Origin of the sequence: Granulicatella seriolae, assembly GCF_024543085.1 — a bacterium.
Taxonomy (GTDB): domain Bacteria; phylum Bacillota; class Bacilli; order Lactobacillales; family Aerococcaceae; genus Granulicatella; species Granulicatella seriolae.
On record NZ_JANHNZ010000008.1, the window covers coordinates 42799 to 64463 of the forward strand.

A 21665-nucleotide genomic window follows, 5' to 3' on the forward strand; every position below is an offset into this window, starting at 1 on the left:
TGATAAAAGAACTTTCTTAGAAGGTGTGTAGTGTGTGAATAAGATACTGGTGTATTGTCAATATTATTATCCCGAGCAATTTCGTATACACGACATTTGTGAAGAGCTAGTTAGGAGAGGATATGAGGTTACTGTAGTTACTGGAATTCCTAACTATCCAATAGGGTCATTTTTTGAGGGCTACGGATTATTTAACCGAAGACGAGAAATGATAAATGGGGTCCAGGTTGTTCGGTTACCTATTGTTCCTAGAGGGAAAAGAACTATCCAACTAATGTTCAATTATTTTTCTTATATAGTGTCTGCTGGTATCTATTCTCTATTTACTAGACAAAAGGCAAGCCACGTGTTTACTTATGGATTAAGTCCAATAACACAGGCCTTGCCAGGAATAATTTATTCAAAAAGAAAAAAAGTAAAAAATATCCTTTATGTATTAGATCTTTGGCCTGAAAGTGTTACTGCAACCACCTCACTAGAAAACAGAAGAATTATCTCTTTTATTGAAAGAATGGTTTCTTATATCTATAGACATTATCAGTATATTCTAGTAACATCCGGAGGTTTTTTAGAGTCAGTTAATAAATACAACCAGAATGCAGATAACCATGTGGCTATTTGGCCACAATATGCCGAGGAAACCTATTATCCTGTACCGAAAACTAAACCAGAAATATTTACAATTTTATTTGCTGGGAATATTGGAGTTGCTCAAAATATGCACTTGTATCCGAAAGTGGCCAAGCTACTTAAGGAAAGGGGTTATATGTTCCAGTTTAAAATTATTGGTGATGGACGAGCAAAACAATCCTTAGAGCAACAAGTTGAAACGGAAAGAGTTTCTGAGTATTTTGAAATTTTACCTCCAGTTCCAGTAGATCAAGTTAAGTATGAAATGGCTAAAGTAGATGTAGCGATTATTAGTTTAAATGATGACCCTATGGTTGGGAAAACAATACCCGGAAAATTGCAATCATGTATGGCGTGTGGAATGCCTCTCTTAGTGTCTGCAAATGGTGAAGTGGCAGAAATTGTGGAAAAATCTAATGCTGGGTTGGTCTCCAATGCGGATGATGCTGAGGCTTTGGCAGAGAACATTGTCAAGTTTTTACAATTAACAAGGGAAGAATTGGAAATACTTGGTAAGAATTCGTACGAGTATTATCAAAACAATTATGATAAAGCAAAATTATTAGATCAACTAGAAGAGTATTTAAACAGATAATAAAGGGGATTAATTATGTTTACAGACAAAGTACTTTTAATAACAGGTGGAACAGGTTCATTTGGCAACGCAGTTTTAGATCGTTTCCTAGATAGCCCGCTAAAAGAAATTCGTATCTTTTCTCGTGATGAAAAGAAACAAGATGATATGAGAAAGAAGTATGCCAATGATAAGATTAAGTTCTTTATTGGTGACGTTAGAGACTTGGATAGTGTGAGAAATGCAATGCATGGCGTGGACTATATTTTCCATGCGGCAGCGCTAAAACAAGTACCGTCCTGTGAGTTTTTCCCTATGGAAGCCGTTAAAACCAATGTCATCGGTACAGATAATGTCTTAACAGCGGCTATTGAAGCCAAAGTAAAAAAAGTGGTTTGTTTGTCTACTGATAAAGCAGCTTACCCAATTAATGCCATGGGAACTTCAAAAGCGATGATGGAAAAAGTTTTCGTTGCAAAATCAAGAAATGTAGATCCAGAACAAACATTAATTTGTGGAACCAGATATGGAAATGTTATGGCTTCACGTGGGAGTGTTATTCCTCTATTTGTTGAGCAATTAAAAAATAAGAAACCTCTAACCGTAACAGAAGGAACCATGACTCGTTTCATGATGAGTTTAGAAGAAGCTGTTGATTTAGTCCTCTTTGCATTTGAAAATGCGGAACAAGGGGATATTATGGTTCAAAAAGCGCCAGCAAGTGATATCAACACCTTAATCCAAGCAATTCAAACAATCTTTCATACAAATGAAGAAGTGCAACATATCGGAATCAGACACGGTGAAAAAATGTACGAATCTCTTCTAACAAAAGAAGAAGCCGCAAATGCCATCGATATGGGAGACTTCTACAGAGTCCCTTCAGACAAACGTGATCTAAACTATGGCAAATTCTTTGATGAAGGAAACGTTGAAGCCATCACTTTAGAAGAATACAATTCAGACAATACAGAACAATTAACAGTAGAAGAATTGGCTGAGAAATTACTAGCCTTACCATACATCAAGAAAGAACTTGCTAAATGGGGGAATGCTTAATGAATATTCTAGTTACTGGAGCAAAAGGGTTTATTGGAAAAAACCTTATCAGTGAATTAAGAAATACGACTGAGCATACGATCTTTGAAGTTGATATGGATACGACAGACCAAGAGTTAAGTCACTACTGTACAGAGTGTCATTTTGTCTATCATTTAGCTGGAATTAATAGACCAGAAACTGATGATGAGTTTATGAAAGGCAACTTTGGTTTTACTTCTTTGTTGCTAGATAAGTTAGCCAGTTTTGGTAATAAAGCACCTATTTTGATTACTTCATCTATCCAGGCTGAACTAGATAATCTTTATGGTAAGAGTAAACTAGCAGGTGAAGAGTGTCTACTTGAGTATAGCCAAAACAATGATGTGGAAGCCTATATCTTTAGATTGCCCAACGTCTTTGGAAAATGGTCAAGACCTAACTACAATAGTGCAGTCGCTACATTTTGCTACTCCATTGCCCGTGGAAAAGAGATAACTATTAACAATGCGGCAGCCCCATTGAGATTGGTCTATATTGATGATGTCGTAGAATCTTTCTTAGATGTTTTAAACGCTCAACACGTAAAAAATGATAGTTCTTATTATTCCGTAGCTACAGAATACCAAACAACAGTTGGTCAGGTAGCAGACCTTATCCAATCATTTAAAGACTCAAGAGTGACTTATTTTATTCCTAATATGGAAGACGAATTAAGCAAAAAATTATATAGTACCTACCTAAGCTTTTTACCAGAGAATGACTTTGCTTATCCAGCTAAAATGAATGTCGATCACCGTGGTTCCTTCACAGAGTTATTTAAAACTATGGATCGTGGACAAGTTTCCGTTAACATCTCTAAACCTGGAATTACCAAGGGACAACACTGGCACCATACAAAAAATGAAAAGTTTGTTGTTGTTCAAGGACAGGGTGTCATTCGTTTTAGAAAGATTGGCGAAGAAGAAATTATTGACTATCCTGTATCTGGTGAGGCTATCGAGATTGTTGATATCCCAGTAGGATATACCCATTCCATTGTTAACACTGGGGATACAGATATGGTAACGGTTATGTGGGCCAATGAAGCTTTTGACCCAAATAGACCAGATACGTACTTTTTGGAGGTATAAGAATGAAAAAGTTAAAAGTAATGACTGTTGTAGGAACAAGACCAGAAATCATTCGACTTTCTGCTGTTATCAACAAACTAGATGAGTCAGACGCCATTGAACATATTCTTGTTCATACAGGACAAAACTATGACTATGAATTAAATGAAGTTTTCTTTAACGATTTTAAACTAAAAAAACCTGATTATTTTCTGAATGCAGCAACAGGAACCGCTGTAGAAACAATTGGGAATATTTTGGTGAAAATTGACCCAATTCTTGATCAAGTAAATCCTGATGCATTTTTAGTATTAGGTGACACAAATAGTTGTCTATGTGCCATTGCAGCAAAACGTAGACAAATCCCAATATTCCATATGGAAGCGGGAAATAGATGCTTTGACCAACGAGTTCCTGAAGAAACTAACAGGAAAATCGTTGACCATACGGCAGATATTAATCTTACTTACAGTGATATTGCTAGAGAATATCTGTTAAGAGAAGGCTTGACAGCAGATAGAATTATTAAAACAGGTAGTCCTATGTTTGAGGTGCTTGCTACTAGACAAGAAAGCATAGCGAATTCTGATGTTCTAGAACGCTTAGATTTGAAAGCAAACCAATATTTCCTAGTGTCAGCTCATAGAGATGAGAACATTAACTCGGAAACAAACTTTTTAAACCTTGTTGATAGTTTGAATACTATTGCTGATAAATACCAATTACCAATTATTGTTAGCACTCACCCACGTACGCGTAATATGATTGAAGTAAAAGGTGTCACCTTTAACCCACTAGTTCAACTGATGAAACCATTAGGCTTTAATGACTATAATGCCTTACAAGTACATTCTAAAGCGGTACTTAGCGATAGTGGTACTATTAGTGAAGAAGCATCAATTTTAGGCTTTAAAGCCTTGAATATTCGTCAAGCACATGAAAGACCAGAAGCAATGGAAGAAGCGGCAGTTATGATGGTTGGTCTTGAAAAAGAAAGAATTCTACAAGGATTAGAAGTTCTCGAAAGCCAAGCGCCAACAACTTTGAGACAAGTAAGTGATTACTCTATGCCAAATGTTTCTGAAAAAGTATTGAGAATTATTTTATCTTATACGGATTATGTGAATCGTACGGTTTGGAGAAAATATTAAGATGAAAAATAGTGATTTACGCATTATGATGATTTCTCCTCTGCCGCCACCAATCGGAGGGATAGCCAGATGGACTGAGCAATATATTCACTATGCCACTAATAGAAAGATGGATATAAGATTAGTTAATACTGCTATTATTGGTGAACGCTCTAAAATTATTAATTCAAAACGAAATATTTTGGATGAAATTAAAAGAACGTATCAGATAATTAGACAGGTAATAAAAATAGAAAGAGAATATAAACCTGACATTATACATCTGAATACATCCTGTAGTAAATTAGGCCTTTTCAGAGATTACTTATGTGCGTTGGTTGTAAAAAAATCTAGTACTAAACTATTTATACATTATCACTGTAATATTAGTGACCAGATAAGCGGCCGTTTACAACTATTGATTTTAAAAAAGATGACAAAATTAGCAGATAGACGACTTGTTCTTAATAATGACTCTAAGACATATTTACTTGTAAATAGTGATTGTGAAAGTAAGATTATCCCGAATTTCATTGATAATAGCTCCATTAGAAATCATCTATTTGTTGATTCTGGCAAGATTAAAGAAATAATCTTTGTTGGACATATTCAAGAGAGTAAAGGAATTAATGAAATTATTAGAGTTGCTGAGGCGATGCCTGATAGGATATTTAATCTAGTGGGCCCAAAACAGCCCAGTTTAAATGAAGAAAATTTCCCTAAAAATGTAAAGTTATTGGGTATCTTATCTAAGGGAGATGTACAAAAGAGACTTAAACGATCTCACCTTTTTTTGTTCCCTACCTATAGTGAGGGGTTTTCGGTGGCTTTATTGGAAGCGATGGCGTCTGGATTGCCTATAATTACAACGAACGTTGGTGCTAATGTAGATATGTTAGAAGATAAAGGTGGAATAATTGTTCCGGTTGGAGATAGTGAGAAGATAATTGAAGCAATACATGATTTAGATGATTCGGAGTATAGGCAACAAATGTCTGATTGGAATATTGATAAAGTAAGACGTAACTATACTCTGGAAGGCGTTATGGAAAAATTATTTTCTGAATATGAAGCAGTTAAGAGTGTGCTATAATATGCCCTAAGGTAGTATTCTACTATATAAAATTATTGGAAACTGCTATATCTCTCATAGGTAAATCATTGTGCTGTAATTGAAAGAAGATACTTTTGAATTAAAGAAATAATTATTTATATTAGGAGCGTAGTAGTTATGGAAGAAAATAAAAAAATTGATATCATTCAAGTGATACCAACATTGGGTATTGGCGGCGCAGAAATTGTTGTTGAAAATTTAGTGAGAGAACTTAAAAATAAACAGTATAATGTGCTCGTTGTAACATTTTTTTCCAATGAAACATTTATTTCAGAAAGAATTAAAAATCTAGGTATACCGATTATATACTTAGATAAGAAGCTAGGGTTTGATATATCCATTATGCGAAAATTATTTGATATTTTCTCTAAATATAAACCTAAAGTAGTGCATTCACACTTATCAGCGACTTTATACTGTCTTCCTATTGAGGTGTTACTTGGAATAAAAAGTCGTATTCATACAACGCATAATTTGGCGGAAAAGGATGCAGGGATATTCTCAAAAATACTTTATCGGATATTTTTCAAACTATTTAAACTTATACCAGTTGCAATTAGCGAAAAAGTTAAAAGCTCTATATCAAAGGTATACCATGTAGATAGTTCTCATATACCATTAATCTATAATGGGGTCTTGCTAGCTGACTTCAATAGAAAGTCTAATTATGAAATTACTAAAAATATTGAGATAGTCCACGTTGGAAGGTTAAGTGAACCTAAAAACCATGTGACTATGATAAAAGCTGTTCAAATTTTGAAAACTAAATATCCAAATTTAACATTGAAACTAATCGGTCAGGGAGAAAAACAAGAAGAATTATCTGAGTTAGTAGAGACTTTAGGTTTGGAGAAGAATATAATTTTTGTGGGTGCTGTAGATGATGTTCGTAACTTTTTATTAGAAGCTGACATCTTTATTTTACCTTCTCTATGGGAGGGGATGCCGATATCATTAATAGAAGCTATGGCAACCGGGTTACCTATCATTGCAAGTGATGTAGGTGGGATTGGGGAGATGATTTCTCATGAGGAATCAGGGCTATTAATTGAACCTGATACAGATGCCTTAGTGGACTCCATAAATAGTTTGATAGAAAGTCAGTGGTTAAGAGAATGTTTAGGGAATAACGCGTATATAAAATCTTTAGACTTTACAAGTGATATTATGGCAGAAAAATATATAGAATTGTACAGAAAGGGAGAATAAAGGTGAGTGCAAAGAATGAAACTATTGCTGAAAAACTTTTTTTAATCCATATTATTTTCCTGGTATATATAACTATGATATTAATATTTGGAGTGCCGCTTATTGATGTACTGATAATTTCTATATCTTACTTAGGGTTGTATTATTTGTTGACACCTATAATTGATAGAAAATCTAATGCAATCAAGCCCTTAACACTTTTACCTATTATGTTTGTGATGTATGCATTAGGTCCTTTATTATATCAAAACTTATATGATAGTAAGGTTATTGTTAATTATTTGTTTATCAATTTATTGGGGCTAGTATTTTTAATTTTAGGATTAAAATCAGTCAGAATGAAGGATTCTAATGATATTGGTGTTAAAGCCGATAAATTAGATATACAAGCATTAAAATTAGTAGTGTATATTTTTTTATTGATCTCTATGCTTTCCGTTGTTAGTGAAGTTCTTGCTTTTGGGGGGCTTAAGCAGATGCTAGCTGCTGGATATGGATTGGATAGAATCAACATATTAAAAGACTCCGTAGTTATTGGTGGAGGATTTCAATGGTTGATATTATCGGGAATAGTGACTTGGTATTATGGCTATAAAACAAAAGAAAAGCTATTTCAGGTAGTTGGTGTGCTAGTATCTGTTTTTTCCTTATTTGTATTATTAATTATTGGTGCTAGAAGCACAATTATCTATTCTGTTATTTTCTTGTTGGTATTATATAGCTACGATGTTAAGAAAGTAAAGATAGTCCCTCTTGTTGTTGTGTTTTCATTTGGGATAGGACTAGCACAGCTCTATTCAAATGCGCGATATTACTTTCCGGAAGGTCTTGAATCTACAATTAATAATAGTATAAGGATGGTCACCGTTGATCCGGGAGCCTATCTTCCTATACCAAAAAATATTTCAGAGTTCATATCTCCGGTTAGGTCGTTGTTGGATGTATTGACGAATAGTCCAGATGTACGATTCTATGGACAGTCTTATATTAATGCTATTGGGGCTCCCATACCATACCTTGCTCGCTTTTTTGTGAAATATGGAGTAGAAATAAATGACTGGTTTTTATCAACACAGCATCCAGATGTTTTTGCTTCAGGAGCAGGTTTAGGATTTTCTCCTGTAACAGAGGGGTATTTAAATTTTGGGTATATCGGAGTTGCCCTACATATGTTTATTTATGGATGGGCTGCATCTAAAGTATATGCTGCATATGTGAAACATCAAAATATTCTTACACTTTTTCTACTTGCAGGAACGCTACCAATCTTCTTTCTTGATGCACTTAGAATTCATCTAACATCTTCTTTATATAAAATATCTAGAATATATCTAGTCCCTATGTTTTTATACTGGATTGTTCGATATGTATTACCGAAGATAGTAAATTATAGAAGGAAATCCTAGTATGAAATTTATTCAAAATCTTATAAAAGTTATCCTAGCAAGTCTATTTAATTATGGAAGTAGTTTTATTATTGGGTTAATTTTGCCTATGGTTTTATCCGTTCATGATTATGGACGGTATAGGCAATATACATTATTTCTATCCTTTGCATACATTTTAAATATTGGATTTAATGACGGTATCTATATCAAGTATGGTGGGAAAGATAAAAAAGATTTAGATATAGATACCATCAAAGATGAACATAATTTTTTAGTTTTCTATCAATTGTTAATAACTCTTGTGCTTACAATACTAGCTTTGCTATATGGAGATCCAATTTATATGTGGTTTTCTATTTCAGCATTCTTTATATTAATCAATACCTACCATCAAAATTTTAGGCAAGCTATTGGTGATTTTCATGTGTATTCATATAGTACAATGCTTACAAGTGTGCTATATACATCTTTATTGCTAATGACGATTTTTATATTTCAAAACAGTAATTACCAAGTGTATATTTTTTTAACACTGTTGAGTTATATAATATTATTTTTAATATATGAAGTGTATTTTTCGCGTGAATTTGGAATTTCTAAACAATTTAGTTCTCAGAGGAAATTACAATTAATCAAAGTAGGAATGTTTATATTAATTGGAAATATGTCTATGGCTTATGTTGGTAATGCAGGTAACTGGCTTGTAAATATATTTTTTGATTTAGAATCATTTGCACAATACTCATTCCAAAATTCCTTATTAAATATTTCTTTACTGATTGTAAGTGCAATTAGTCTAGTTTTTTATAATTTACTAGCTGCTAATTCAAGTAAAACAATTATGGATGCTGTCATAACGGCTTGTGTAGTCATAGGCGAGGTAAGTGGCATAGGGTATTTTGTCATATATTTTTTCGTGTCTACAGTATTACCTAAATATATGCTGTCATTACCTATTCTTTCTGTAACATTTTTGGCCTTGCCTTTTATTATTTTATCAAATATATTATTAATGAATTTATACAAGGTTAAAGTAGATGGGAAAATTTATTTAAGAAATTCAGTCTTATTTGCTATCACTTCAACAATTATTATTCTGGCGTTGCTAACTATATTTGGAACGTTGATAAGTGTTGCTATAGGTATTTTAGTTTCCTATATGTTGTGGGTTGCCTATAATTTTATAGTAGTTTTTAAGGATTTAAATTTTAAGAAAAAACATTTATTATCTTTAGCTGCATATATGGTTATCCACATACTAGTGACAACCTATATGATGAATATTTTTGGGTTTATAGTGTATATTTTATTTGTTATAGTACAAATATTATTGTTTAGAACAGAAATAGCTGCTATGGTAAAAAGATAGGGATTAAAATTAGTATCAGAAAGGATTATATTAACAAAGAGATTTTTTAGAAACAGCAGTGTATGGACTGGCTTTTACGCCCATGGCTGTTCATCGTTATTATGATACAATTCTTGGAAACTCTTTTGTTTTATTTCTCACTTACTTAAGAACAGAAACGAGGTGAATTCATTGGCAGATCCGTTACAAAAATTAGTAGAGAGCAATTTAAAATTGACGGAACAAGTAGCTGCCTTAGTCGAAGAAAATAAACAACTTCGTCTCTTACTTTCCAATATGAATCGCAAAATGTTTGGCATATCTTCTGAAAAGTCAGCTACCAATCAGCTTTCTTTATTTGAGGAAAAAGACTAGTATTTTAATTCGGCAGAGACAACTGCGAATGAACAAACCGTTGAAACGGAAGAAATTATTTACAAACGAAAATTTCTAAAGGTAGAAAAGTAGAGCTGATCGAGGGTCCTCCCTGTGAAGTACACATTCACGATGTGGAGTAATCCGATAGATTTTGAGCCTGTTATGACACTGGAATGTTCGCAATTGACAAACGTGGAGTGTCTACAGAAATAGAATTTATCCCTGTAACGTTGGTCAAGCATGCCCATTATGAACAAGCGTATGAATGCAAGCGTTGTAAGGTACATGCATCTAAAGCATCCATTAAAACAGGCAAGGCTCCAAAACCCACTATTCAAAATAGATTAGCAAGCCCTAGCGTTTTAGCAAAGAACCGAAGTTTCTCGACAAGCAAATCTGAAGCTGCCGTAAATTATTATGCATATAATATCATTTAAACCGTGATTGCAAATGGATTAGATATTTATGCTTATTTGAGATATCTATTTGGACAGTTGCCGAATCAGTCCGATTTAACGTTATCAGAAATTCTAGATGATTTTCTTCCATGGAGTTCAAAAGTGAAACATGTTTTGACATAAAAAAATAGGCGAGTCCAGTTTGGATTTCGCCTATTTTTTATGCGTTATACCCTGAATTCCCGGGCAGATGTAGTATACCTATTTTCAAAACGTTAATCTATCAAGCTTTATTTGTTAAATTTGACAAATAAAGCTTGACTTTTTTAATCATGTATACTATAATAGGTAGTATACAAGGAGGACTTTGCCATGAAACAACTAGTTCAATTGCCTAAAAAACGCATTACTTATAAGAAAGGTCCCAACGGTACTAAATACGTTTATTATACGCTGCGTTCTTACCGGAATGACAAAGGAAAACCAACTTCTGATGAAAAAAGTATTGGTAAATTGGACCCGGAAACCGGTATGTTGATCCCAAATAAAAATTATTTTGACTTGTTTCCTGAGGAAACAGTATCTTCTTTAGAAAGTGTTAAAAGCGTTCATACGGTTGGTTTTATGGCTGCTTACCATCGGTTGGCAAAGGAGCTAGGACTAACTCCTATGCTACAAAAAGCCTTTCCCCATCAATGGGAAATGATTCTTAATCTATCTGCTTACATGATGGCTAACGGCAATGTCATGATGGATTTTGAAGACTGGACAATAGAACAAGATATCCAAACTGAGAAATCTTTTTCTTCTCAACGAGTTAGTGAGTTCTTTGCCTCTATCAAGGATAAGCAACGCTTGGATTTCTTAGATGTCTGGTGTCAAAAAGCTAAAGAGAATGAATATATCGCCTACGATGTCACTTCTATCTCTTCTTACAGCCAACAAAATGATTACGTTGAGTTTGGCTATAACAGAGATGGGGATAAGTTAGTCCAATTTAACTTAGGTGTTTTCTATGGAGAAAAATCTCGCTTACCTCTTTACTATTCCATTTATAATGGCAGTCTGATTGATAAAACCTATCTTCCTTACATGTTTGAACTGACTCGGCAACTGCAATTTAGAGAGGTCAGCTTTGTCATGGACCAAGGCTTTTTTACCATGTCTAACCTGCGGTTGGTGACTGAAAAAGGGTTTAAGGTGTTGAGTCTGTTACCCAAAAACTATACCTTGTACAAAGAACAAATCAATGAACAGTTGTCTATCCCATTTTCTTCAAAGGAATTTTCTAGAACAGAACAAATTTATGGACGTACCATTCCTGTATCCAATTCAGAAACACCGCTAAACATTCACATTTATTATGATCCTGCACGAGCTAACTTAGAAGAAAAAGCACTTTACGATGATATTGACCGTCAAGAAAAACAACTAACGCTACTGGCAAAGAACCGTCAATTAAAGAGCAGTCAGAAGAAATATTTTAAGGTGATAGAGAGTGGTGAAAAAACGATTGAGTTTGAAATTGATTACGAAAGTATTGACGCTATCAAATCAAAATTTGGCTATTTTATGCTAGTGACTAGTGATTTAGAACAAACAGCTGAGGAAGCTATCAGGATTTATCGACAAAAGGATATCATTGAAAAGAGTTTTGACAACTTGAAAAATGGAATGGACTACCGTCGCATGCGCACTCACCATACGCAAACAACGGAAGGAAAGATGTTTGTAGCCTTTATTGGATTAGTTTTACGTAGTGAGTTAAGCTACCGAATCAAGCAACATCCAGAAACCGAAGGGTTAAGAATCAAGCAGGTCATTCGTGAATTAAACAAGATTCGCAAGCTATGGACTGGAGATTGCCAAGCCATTGTTCCTCTAACAAAAGTGCAGAAACAAATTTTAACAGCCTTAGATGTCACTATTGGATAGCTCAATCATAAAATAAGTCACCTTCGGCTCTAGGCGAGCAAGGTGACTTGTATACTATGTTTCTTCGGGAATTCAGGGTACATTCGTTTCCACATCAATCAAGACGCCACCCAACCAAGCCCCTATGCAGCACCTGCCGAATATCCTTGCTCAAGTTTCGGCAATCCATGTCCCCGGCAAGGATACTTTTACGGATAAGAAAACTGATGGCCGCAGCTTGATAGGCTACAAAAAAGTTGTACTCGTCTGGGCTCCATTTGTAGGCTTGGTTTGTGGGGTTATCGCTAATCATCTTTTCGACTAGTTGGTGGCAATAGTCAAAAAAGTAGTCGGAAAAGTTGTTTTGGCCTTCTAGCAGGAAGAGTTTGCGGTAGAAGGTTTGGTTCATGGAGAAGAAATCCAGCACCTGCAGCATGAGGCTGTCTCCGCTAACGTAGGTCAAGTTGTCTTGAATCTGCTCTTCCAAGTCAGTCACAAAAATCCAGTTGAGCAGGTCGTACTTGTCCACAAAATGGCTGTAGAAGGTCTGACGACGGATACCGGTCTGCTCCATAATTTCAACGATGGAGATTTTTTCAAATTCAGTTTGTGCCATCAGGGTTCGCAAGGATTTGGCAATCCGTTTTTTGGTAATGAATGAAGTCGTCATAGGCTCTCCTTTCCTCAAAACTATTATACCCAATTCTATCAAGGAGGACAATTCTCTTAAAATGTCCATTCCATATGGGGCTAGTGGCGTTTACAATAAAGAGGAATAAATGGTGGGACAACCTGCCAAAACAAAGGAGAAATGGAAATGAAAAAAATTATGAACGACCCACGCAAGATTGTTGACGAGATGTTAGATGGGCTTGCTTATTGCCATTCGGATATTGTAGAGCGTTTGGAAGGCTTTGACAGTATTGTTCGTACAGCTCCAAAGACTGGTAAAGTGGCGTTGATCTCTGGTGGTGGCTCTGGTCACGAACCTGCTCATGCTGGTTTTGTTGGTCAAGGTATGTTATCGGCGGCTGTTTGTGGTGCGGTCTTTACTTCACCAACGCCTGACCAAATTCTAGAAGCGATTAAGGCAGCTGATGAAGGCGCTGGAGTTTTCATGGTCATTAAGAACTACTCTGGTGACATTATGAACTTCGAGATGGCGCAAGAATTGGCAGAGATGGAAGGCATTCAAGTGGACAGTATCGTGGTGGATGATGATATTGCCGTGGAAGATAGCCTCTATACACAAGGCAAGCGTGGAGTTGCAGGAACCATTTTGGTGCACAAGATTCTAGGTCATGCGGCAGATACTGGTAAGACTTTGGCTGAAATCAAGGACTTGGCGGTAAACTTAGTGCCGAATATTAAAACCATTGGGCTAGCTTTATCCGGTGCAACAGTTCCTGAAGTGGGCAAACCTGGTTTTGTTCTAGAAGACGACCAAATGGAGTTTGGTGTCGGCATCCATGGTGAGCCGGGCTACCGTCGTGAGAGCATGAAACCGTCTAAGGACTTGGCACAAGAATTAGTAGGCAAGCTTTTAGCGTCATTTGACCGCAAAGAGGGCGATAAGTTTGGGCTGTTGATCAATGGTTTGGGCGCTACGCCTTTGATGGAGCAGTATGTGTTTGCGAACGATGTGGCTCATTTGCTGGCGGCGGAAAATATTGTGGTGGATTACAAGAAGGTCGGCAACTACATGACGGCCATTGATATGCAGGGCTTGTCCTTGACCTTGATTAAGTTGGAAGATGCGGCTTGGTTAGAGGCCTTGAATGCGCCAAGCAACACGATTACGAGATTTTAAGAGAGAGGGCGAGGCAGATGGAAGCAGGCAAAGTAATCAGATGGATGGAAATTTTTAATGACAAGGTGCAAGCTAACAAGGATTATCTGAGTGAATTGGATACACCGATTGGAGACGGAGACCATGGTGGCAATATGTCACGTGGCATGGCAGCTGTTATGGAGGCTCTGGAAGACAAGGTGCCACAAACGGATGTGGATGTCTTGAAATTGGTGGCCATGCAACTCTTGAGCAAGGTTGGTGGAGCATCAGGTCCCTTGTATGGGTCAGCTTTTATGGGGCTGGCAAAGGGAGCACAGGCAGAAGTGGGCTTGGCTCAATCCTTGAAGGACGGTTTGGAGTCTATTCAAAAACGTGGCAAGGCTGAAGTTGGCGAGAAAACGATGGTAGACGTTTGGGCACCCGTTGTGGACTTGGTGGCTGAGAGCAAGTTGACAGTGCAAGGCATCGATGCGGCTGTTGAAGCAACAAAAGCCATCCAAGCGACTAAGGGGAGAGCTAGTTACGTGGGTGAGCGTTCTGTGGGACACATCGACCCAGGTGCCTACTCAAGTGGCCTCTTGTTCAAAGCGATGATTGAAGCGGGGGTGTATGAGTAATGAGTGATTACGGCATTATATTAGTATCGCATTCCAAAAACATTGCGCAAGGCATTTATGAGTTGATTCAAGAAGTAGCCAAAGACGTGGAAATGACCTATGTCGGCGGCAATCCAGATGGTGGCATCGGGACTAGTTTCGACCAAGTCCAAGACATTATCCAAGCCAACCCTAAAGAAAAGCTACTTGCCTTTTACGATTTGGGCAGTGCGAAGATGAATTTGGACATGGCTATAGAGTTTTCCGACAAGGAGATTCGCTTGTACAACGTGGCTGTGGTCGAGGGAACCTATACGGCAGCGGCACTCTTACAGGCAGGTGCATCCATCGACATGATTGAGGCTCAGCTCAAAGACATGGAGCTTAATAAGTAAAGAAAGAGGTATAGAACATGCAGAATTTTATCGGTGAATTTTTAGGCACCTTCATCCTAGTCTTGCTAGGAAATGGTGTTGTGGCAGGGAATGTCCTGTCCAAAACGAAGGAAGAAGGTACCGGTTGGGTAGCTATTGTACTTGGTTGGGGGCTTGCGGTGACGATTGCGGTCTATATTTCCGGCTTTATCAGTCCGGCTCATTTGAATCCGGCAGTGACTTTAGCCATGGCGGCAACCGGCTCGCTACCTTGGGTTGATGTGGTGCCATTTATCATTGCCCAGTTCTTGGGGGCTATGTTGGCGTCGGTGGTCTTGTGGCTGCACTATCTGCCTCATTGGGGACAAACCAAGGATCCGGGCAATATTTTAGCCAGCTTTTCCACAGGTCCAGCCATTCGTGATACCGGCTCAAACTTGTTGGGCGAGGCTATCGGGACGGCTGTCTTGGTCATGGGGATTATGGCAATCGGCCCAAGCATGGTGAGTGCTGGATTAGGACCAATCATTGTCGGTCTTATTGTGGGGGCGATTGGCTTTTCTTTGGGATCAACGACTGGTTATGCTATCAATCCGGCTCGCGACCTTGGTCCGCGGATTATGCATGCTATCTTGCCAATCAAGGGCAAAGGCGACTCCGACTGGTCTTATAGCTGGATTCCAGTGGTCGGCCCAATTATCGGTGGTGTTGCAGGAGCTTTGATTTATCAAGCCATTATGGGATTTATTGCATAAAAATATGACATTGAGCTACCTAGGCCAAGTGCTTAGGTAGCTTTTTTGCGTGTGGTGGAATGTGTGAAGTTTTGTGGACAACTCTGTGGATAAGTCTGTGGAAAATTAGCTGGTTGGACTGGTGATGATGGAGAGAGCAAAATTGTCACATTTCCTTGAAAGGTTATTATAGTAGGGGGTTGAGAAGGGAAGACTTGTCCACAAAAACCATTTAGCCTGTGGATAAGTGTGGATAAAGTTGAGTGACAAGTAATGAAAACAGCGTGGGAATAGGGTTTTGAGCTATTTTGCAGAGAAAAGATTTTTTGTGGAAAACTCTGCTGAGGCAGAGTTACAAACAGATTACAAAAATAGCACTTGACCAAGATATAGACGAATCAAGCGCAATCCCCCTACAAGTAGGGACGAACATGTGTACATGTGGATAACTTTGTGGATAAGTTGGGCTTAGAGTTGCTGGTTGGCTAAGTAGTAAGGATAATAGTACCGGTAGAGCATTTTTGGGTTTTGGTAGGTGGTGTTTTTTTTACTACTATTTATTGATTTAGTCAAAAAATCATTAAGGTACTTTGAACAAGCATTTTTTGTAAAGAAGCCATTTGATAGCTGATGAATATTCTTAGGTATGATGGGAGTGTTAGGTTTTAAAACCCCTAGTTCACAGGTTAGTCGATGCATGGCAGTTGATTTCTCTTCTTTAAAATGACAGGTAGAGCATACAACATGAAATCTTTTAGAAATGAGATTCGTTTCGTAACACTTTGGGCAAAACGGTCCAAGCTTGAGTTCAGAAAAAGGGATATCGTTTGGAATATATCTATCTTCATTACTGTAATTTTTAATTATGGAGGTGATATACTCTTTTTTTCCAATTGGTTGTCCAGCTTCTTTCTGATAGATATAGCTCCAAAAAGTTTTCAGTTGGTTAATCGGAAGAAATTTCTTTGAAATTTCATCTGAATCACAAAAAAATTCTCCACTCGAATTTGCTAAAACAATTTTTCCGATTACTTTTACAGAGATATTCATCGATCGAAAGATATTCTGTACAATATTAACTGATCGAGTTAACTGAGCCAAGCTATTATGACTAAACTCCCTACCATTTAAGTAGAATTGTCCATTACGATATTCATAACGTCCAGAGTAATTTTTAATTTCAAAGACTACAATTATACCCGCACCAATTCCAATGGCATCAATCTGGCAACTACCATTAAAATTAAGATAAAGGTCAGTCAAATATAGTAAGCGGTCTGACCATCTGTAGGAATAGCAAGCGTCTACAGCCACTTCACCTAAGTATCCTTGTTCTAAACTCCTAATCAATCTTAACTTATCCTGGCTAATGTGACTATCCCGTTTACTCAAAACCCATTGTTGCATTAATTCTATCGATGGAACGCGCAAAAAAATCCCTCCTTAATTACTCTCTACTTATAGATACGCAAAAATTATCATATTTTTTTTTTTATTTAAAAAAGTTGATAGAAATTTAGTTATAAGATCGAATTATGAGAAAAGGATACAAAATCAGCATTCTAACGAGGAATAAACACACTTTATTCCTCGTTAGCGACAAAGAAAGAGCAAGTTTTCTCATAATTGACTTAAAATCAGTCGAAAAAGCGTTGAAAAAAGCTAAAGTAGCTCGAATTATGAGAAAAGAGTACAAAATCAGCATTCTAACGAGGAATAAACACACTTTATTCCTCGTTAACGACAAAGAAAGAGCAAGTTTTCTCATAATTGACTTAAAATCAGTCGAAAAAGTGTTGAAAAAAGCTAAAGTAGCTCGAATTATGAGAAAAGGGCACAAAAATAGCATTTTAACGAGGAATAAATATACGTTACTCCATATTAGAGATTAGAAATTGCTAGTTTATCTAACAACTCTACCAATCGGACGGAATTTCGGAAGAAATTCCCACATCTTATCAAAACCTACTGAAGTTAGGCGCTAAAAACAAATACTGGCACTTGTAGAATATCGCTGCCATAGCTAAAACCCCATCAAAAGGAAGAAATTCCACGGAATTTCTACAAAACAAAAAGACAACCTAGTTCAAATCTCAAACTAAGTCGTCTATAAATGAATGTATTCCTCTATCTAAGGCAATTCAACTCCCGCTACACGAGCCAAATAGCGAGCAGACTCCTATCATTTTAAAACCCAACACCCCCGCTACTCCCCTAACAAATCCGAGTATTCACGGTAGAACTCTTCTTTAATGGTTAAAAATCGGATAAAATCATAAAGCAGCAGCAACAGAGTAGCGCGGTTCTCAAATTCGTCTCGTGTTTTTGGCAACTCTCGATCACGGAAGCCGTCTAACATAAGGTTGAGGTCGGTAATGAGGTAGGTGACGGGGTTCCACTCGCACAATTGGTCGGCGGTCAAAAAGAACATTCCAGCTAAAATCTTACTTTCCTCAGTTTCTAGGTGAATATAGTTGAGGTGGCCCATCATGGTTTCCAGAATCAAGGTCTGCTCCTGCCGCATATCGAAGTAGTGGACGTCGTAATTGGTTTGTGAAAAGACTTGATTATCCCGCTCCAGATAGACGATTTCTTTGGCAGTGGCGATACTTTTTTTGAGGGCAGCCAGCATTTCTGGTCCTGATTCCGCTTTCCCGTCCAACAAAAACTGGTTGAAGTAGAGCAAAACAGACTTTAGTTGGTCCTCAACTTCTACCTTCAATAAGGTGATTTCCCCTTGTCGTGACGGCATGTATAAGTTGAAAAGGCTGGCGATTCCGGCGCCGATTAACATCAAGAGGAGCTCATTTTGTATGAGCGAAAAGGCGATGGACTGCTCGAGCCACAGGTGAGTCGCCAAGACCGCACAAGGCGCAATCCCCGCTTGCAAATGAAATCGGTAGGCGAGCGGGACAAAGATGGCCAAGAATACCCCGTAAGACAGCCAAGAAACATGGAGCAAAGAAATGACCAACAGTGACAGCCCTAGGCAAAGAATGGTGGCACCAACACGTTTCAGGGCAATCTGTAAGGTGGACCTGCGAGTATCGAGAATGCTCAGCAGAGCAATAATTCCGGCAGAACTGGCATAAAGCAAACCCAGCTGCTCGGCAATCAAGATGGCAATACAAGTCGCTGCCACGATTTTCACGGTTCGTAAAGCAATGTGCATAGAGTGACCTTCCTTTCATTTGTCCTTATTATCTCTATATTCTTCAATTCTAGCAAGGAATATAGTATGATAGGAAAGAAAAACTTTAAGGAGCCAGCCATGATTATCACACAAGCCATCGTTCATATTCTGGATAAAAATACCGGAAACCTACTATTATCCCAAGAAGGACTAGATTTGTCCCAACCGAATTTAGTGGACTACTTGACAAAACTCAATGAAAAAGTCCAAAAAGCAGACCCAAAGCATGGGCAAATCGAAGCAGAAAGTGAGCTGGCACTATTTTTGCGCGACCCATCTCAGTCATTTATAGAAAAAAGTCATATCTTAGCAGAAAAATTATTCAACTTAATTGCGCCAGCTGAAGAAATTCCTGCCGCCGACTATCTCTTTTTCCAAGCCAGCCCCTCCATTATTGGGATTCTGCGCCTAGATTACAGCAGCAAATTTACTCATTTTCTGGAGCAAGATGGGGATTCTGTAGTCAATACTATTATCATGAACCACGCCATTTTGCCAACGGGTGGGCAGACGCCGAGCGAGGCCTTTGTGCTGGACTTGGACAGCTTGACCTATCAACTGCTAGAGAAAAAGTACATCATCGAGGGCAAACGCCAAAACTACTTCTCGCAACAATTCCTAGAAATTCCGACCACCAGCTCGACTAAGGAACAGATTAAGGAAATCAAAAAAACGGTCAGCCACGTTGCCAAAAAGTTCAACGAAGAGGACTACGTAGCGCTTGCCACTACCCAGCAAGTTATCTACCAACAGCTGGAGGAAAACGACCACATTAATGCTGGCCAAGTGTTTGAGCAAGTCTTCAAGGAGAATCCGCTGGCAAAAGAGGCATCTCTACAGGCCATTCAGGAAGAAAAAGTTGCACCAACCATCCCCGTTCACAACCCAGCCAAGTACGAACGCAAATACAGCAAACAAAAGTTCAAACTGGCAAATGGCATCGAGATTACTATACCTAGCCAGGTCTATGATGATAAGGAAATTATTGAATTTCTAAATAATCCAGACGGCTCCATTTCTGTGTTGATTAAAAATATCGATAGCATTATGAATCGGTTTAACGGGTAGGTGGATTGATTTGTTTAACTAATATAAGATTCTCCAACGAATCTGTCAGAAATAGCGAGGGGTTGGGCAAAAAGTCTGTAATAAAATAAAAAAATTTCTAAATCATAAAAGAGTTCCCCAGAAATTTATCCGAAACGGGAACGGTGGCACCGCCGAAAGCCTTGGTCTTTCGGCTTAGCTGTCTACGTGGCTGTAAATCGGCTGAAGCCGAAACATCCACTGTGCGTCAGCTATGCTATACACCGTTCTGTACGGATAAATTTCTAGGGAACTCTTTTATTTGGTTACCATTTGGACTTTTTGCCCAGCTTCTTACTGATACGTAGACAGCTATGTTTATTCACCGTTATTTCTGACAGATTCGTTGGTGACTCCTAACTTTTAAGTAAATAGAATCTTTATTTTAATCTTTCTTGTTATTATTACTACATTGTGTTATTTTTAATATATAAAAGCGGAACCGATTACAAACAAAGACCATAAGAGAGGTGGGAATTTTAATGGATGTCATCAAAGACATACAAAAGAACAAGATAATGCTTTTAGTGTGCTACATTTTACTGGGGTTAATAATAAATTTTGTGCTATCTCAACTATTTAATTATAGCTTCCAGTGAATACGAACAGTTCTTGTAATTAGTGGTTTCTATGTAGGACACCTTTTGGTTGAAAATAAACTTTCAAAGAAGCAATAAAAAAAAGAATTTTGATAAAAAGTGCAGAGGATAACTAAATAAAAGAGTTCCCCAGAATCTATCTCAAATAACGGTGTAAAGCATATCTCACGTAGAAAGCTAGAAAGCGAAGCCAGTAAGAACATGGCTCAGCTTTTACTTACAATATAGCTACCGTTATTATTTGGGATAGATTCTGGGGAACTCTTTCTTGTTTTAGAAATAGATGTTATTCATACATACTGCTTGCCCAAACCCATTTATTATTACTACTATTCCTGTTAAACTCAATCAATGAAAAGGCAATACCTTCTCCAATCGCTTATAGGTAAAAAAGGTAATAACAGCCGTCAAACCATACTTGAACAAGTTGAAAGGCAGCAAAGAGAATAGCATCATGGTAAACACGTCACTGACCCACGGATTGGTTGCTCCCGCCATTTTGACGATGGCTTCCATAGGGAAATTCATGACAGCGGCATACAGTGGGAACATGACAAAATAGTTGGCCAAAAGCAGGACAGCAGTAGCCACTAGGGTACCAGCCACCAAACTGATGATGGCGCCTTTTTTGGTGTGCAGCTTGCGATAAATAAAGACAGCCGGCAACATGTAGGCAAGGCTACCAATCATATTGACCAGCTCGCCAATGCCAAATGTGGTCGTGCCGTTCAAGATAAAATTCAAGGCAATCTTGACAAAAACGATATAGCTGCCATACAGAGGTCCAAGCAAAAACCCGCCCAAAATAACAGGCAGTTCGGAGAAGTCCATTTTGATAAAACCAGGAATCAGGGGTAGACTGAACTCCAAAATCATCAAAAGGGCGCTGACGGCACCAAACAAGCCGACTAAAACTAATTTTCTTGTGGTCTCTCTAGAAGACCGTTTTGTAGATGTACTCATAATTTCCTCCCATTTCTTTTCGGAATCAAACGAATAGGGTGGGTCTACTTCGACTAACGTTCTGTGGCGCATACTTCATATGGGCGCCCAACTGG

General features: G+C 37.7%; 19 protein-coding genes. 15 read left to right on the plus strand and 4 right to left on the minus strand.

What is annotated here, in order from left to right:
- Positions 1 to 34 precede the first annotated feature (34 nt).
- The 10 genes from NPA36_RS07895 (at position 35) to NPA36_RS07940 (ending at position 12254) form a co-directional block, all read left to right on the plus strand.
- The gene (locus tag NPA36_RS07895) at positions 35 to 1225 is read left to right on the plus strand and encodes a glycosyltransferase family 4 protein (protein ID WP_256945580.1); all 1191 of its coding nucleotides are present in this window, start codon (positions 35 to 37) and stop codon (positions 1223 to 1225) included.
- Positions 1226 to 1240: 15 nt separating this feature from the next.
- Positions 1241 to 2263, plus strand: coding sequence for a polysaccharide biosynthesis protein (locus tag NPA36_RS07900; RefSeq protein WP_256945581.1), 1023 nt, complete (start codon positions 1241 to 1243; stop codon positions 2261 to 2263).
- A complete protein-coding gene (locus tag NPA36_RS07905) occupies positions 2263 to 3375 on the plus strand; it encodes a polysaccharide biosynthesis C-terminal domain-containing protein (protein WP_256945582.1) in 1113 nt (370 codons plus the stop codon). The genes NPA36_RS07900 and NPA36_RS07905 overlap by 1 nt, the downstream gene beginning before the upstream one ends.
- Before the next feature lie 2 nt (positions 3376 to 3377).
- Positions 3378 to 4505 carry a non-hydrolyzing UDP-N-acetylglucosamine 2-epimerase gene (gene wecB, locus NPA36_RS07910; RefSeq protein WP_256945583.1) on the plus strand — a complete coding sequence of 376 codons (1128 nt, stop codon included), beginning with the start codon at positions 3378 to 3380 and terminating at the stop codon, positions 4503 to 4505.
- 1 nt (position 4506) lies between these two features.
- On the plus strand, positions 4507 to 5577 hold the full coding sequence (locus NPA36_RS07915) for a glycosyltransferase family 4 protein (RefSeq protein ID WP_256945584.1): 1071 nt from the start codon (positions 4507 to 4509) through the stop codon (positions 5575 to 5577).
- 138 nt (positions 5578 to 5715) lie between these two features.
- On the plus strand, positions 5716 to 6807 hold the full coding sequence (locus NPA36_RS07920) for a glycosyltransferase (RefSeq protein ID WP_256945585.1): 1092 nt from the start codon (positions 5716 to 5718) through the stop codon (positions 6805 to 6807).
- Positions 6808 to 6809: 2 nt separating this feature from the next.
- Positions 6810 to 8213, plus strand: coding sequence for an O-antigen polysaccharide polymerase Wzy family protein (gene wzy / locus NPA36_RS07925; protein ID WP_256945586.1), 1404 nt, complete (start codon positions 6810 to 6812; stop codon positions 8211 to 8213).
- A 1-nt stretch (position 8214) separates the two neighbouring features.
- Positions 8215 to 9564: a polysaccharide biosynthesis protein gene (locus NPA36_RS07930; protein WP_256945587.1), complete on the plus strand. Its 1350-nt coding sequence runs from the start codon at positions 8215 to 8217 to the stop codon at positions 9562 to 9564.
- Positions 9565 to 9735: 171 nt separating this feature from the next.
- Positions 9736 to 9918: an IS66 family transposase gene (locus NPA36_RS07935; RefSeq protein ID WP_256945588.1), complete on the plus strand. Its 183-nt coding sequence runs from the start codon at positions 9736 to 9738 to the stop codon at positions 9916 to 9918.
- A 773-nt stretch (positions 9919 to 10691) separates the two neighbouring features.
- Positions 10692 to 12254 carry an IS1634 family transposase gene (locus NPA36_RS07940; protein ID WP_256945589.1) on the plus strand — a complete coding sequence of 521 codons (1563 nt, stop codon included), beginning with the start codon at positions 10692 to 10694 and terminating at the stop codon, positions 12252 to 12254.
- 94 nt (positions 12255 to 12348) lie between these two features.
- Here NPA36_RS07940 and dhaS read toward each other — a convergent pair whose 3' ends face one another.
- Positions 12349 to 12903 (minus strand): dihydroxyacetone kinase transcriptional activator DhaS, encoded by a 555-nt coding sequence (gene dhaS, locus NPA36_RS07945; RefSeq protein ID WP_256945590.1) that lies wholly within the window; start codon positions 12901 to 12903, stop codon positions 12349 to 12351.
- 147 nt (positions 12904 to 13050) lie between these two features.
- On the opposite strand from dhaS, the gene dhaK reads away from it, so the two are divergent.
- The 4 genes from dhaK to NPA36_RS07965 are packed head-to-tail and all read left to right on the plus strand — an operon-like array spanning position 13051 to position 15750.
- The gene (gene dhaK / locus NPA36_RS07950; RefSeq protein ID WP_256945591.1) at positions 13051 to 14043 is read left to right on the plus strand and encodes a dihydroxyacetone kinase subunit DhaK; all 993 of its coding nucleotides are present in this window, start codon (positions 13051 to 13053) and stop codon (positions 14041 to 14043) included.
- Positions 14044 to 14060: 17 nt separating this feature from the next.
- Positions 14061 to 14642 (plus strand): dihydroxyacetone kinase subunit DhaL, encoded by a 582-nt coding sequence (gene dhaL, locus NPA36_RS07955; protein WP_256945592.1) that lies wholly within the window; start codon positions 14061 to 14063, stop codon positions 14640 to 14642.
- On the plus strand, positions 14642 to 15016 hold the full coding sequence (gene dhaM, locus NPA36_RS07960; protein WP_256945593.1) for a dihydroxyacetone kinase phosphoryl donor subunit DhaM: 375 nt from the start codon (positions 14642 to 14644) through the stop codon (positions 15014 to 15016). Before dhaL ends, dhaM begins: the two co-directional genes overlap by 1 nt.
- A 17-nt stretch (positions 15017 to 15033) precedes the next feature.
- Entirely contained in the window at positions 15034 to 15750 is a 717-nt protein-coding gene (locus NPA36_RS07965) for an MIP/aquaporin family protein (protein WP_256945594.1), read from the plus strand.
- 447 nt (positions 15751 to 16197) lie between these two features.
- Here the strand turns inward: NPA36_RS07965 and NPA36_RS07970 are convergent, their stop codons facing one another.
- Positions 16198 to 17160: a nuclease-related domain-containing protein gene (locus NPA36_RS07970; RefSeq protein ID WP_256945595.1), complete on the minus strand. Its 963-nt coding sequence runs from the start codon at positions 17158 to 17160 to the stop codon at positions 16198 to 16200.
- 775 nt (positions 17161 to 17935) lie between these two features.
- Positions 17936 to 18901, minus strand: coding sequence for an aromatic acid exporter family protein (locus NPA36_RS07975; protein ID WP_256945596.1), 966 nt, complete (start codon positions 18899 to 18901; stop codon positions 17936 to 17938).
- Between the two features lie 99 nt (positions 18902 to 19000).
- Here NPA36_RS07975 and NPA36_RS07980 point away from each other — a divergent pair, with 99 nt between their 5' ends.
- Complete coding sequence (locus NPA36_RS07980; protein ID WP_256945597.1) at positions 19001 to 19990, plus strand: nucleoid-associated protein; 990 nt, start codon at positions 19001 to 19003, stop codon at positions 19988 to 19990.
- A gap of 965 nt (positions 19991 to 20955) precedes the next feature.
- Here the strand turns inward: NPA36_RS07980 and NPA36_RS07985 are convergent.
- Positions 20956 to 21570, minus strand: coding sequence for an ECF transporter S component (locus NPA36_RS07985; protein WP_256945598.1), 615 nt, complete (start codon positions 21568 to 21570; stop codon positions 20956 to 20958).
- Positions 21571 to 21665 lie beyond the last annotated feature (95 nt).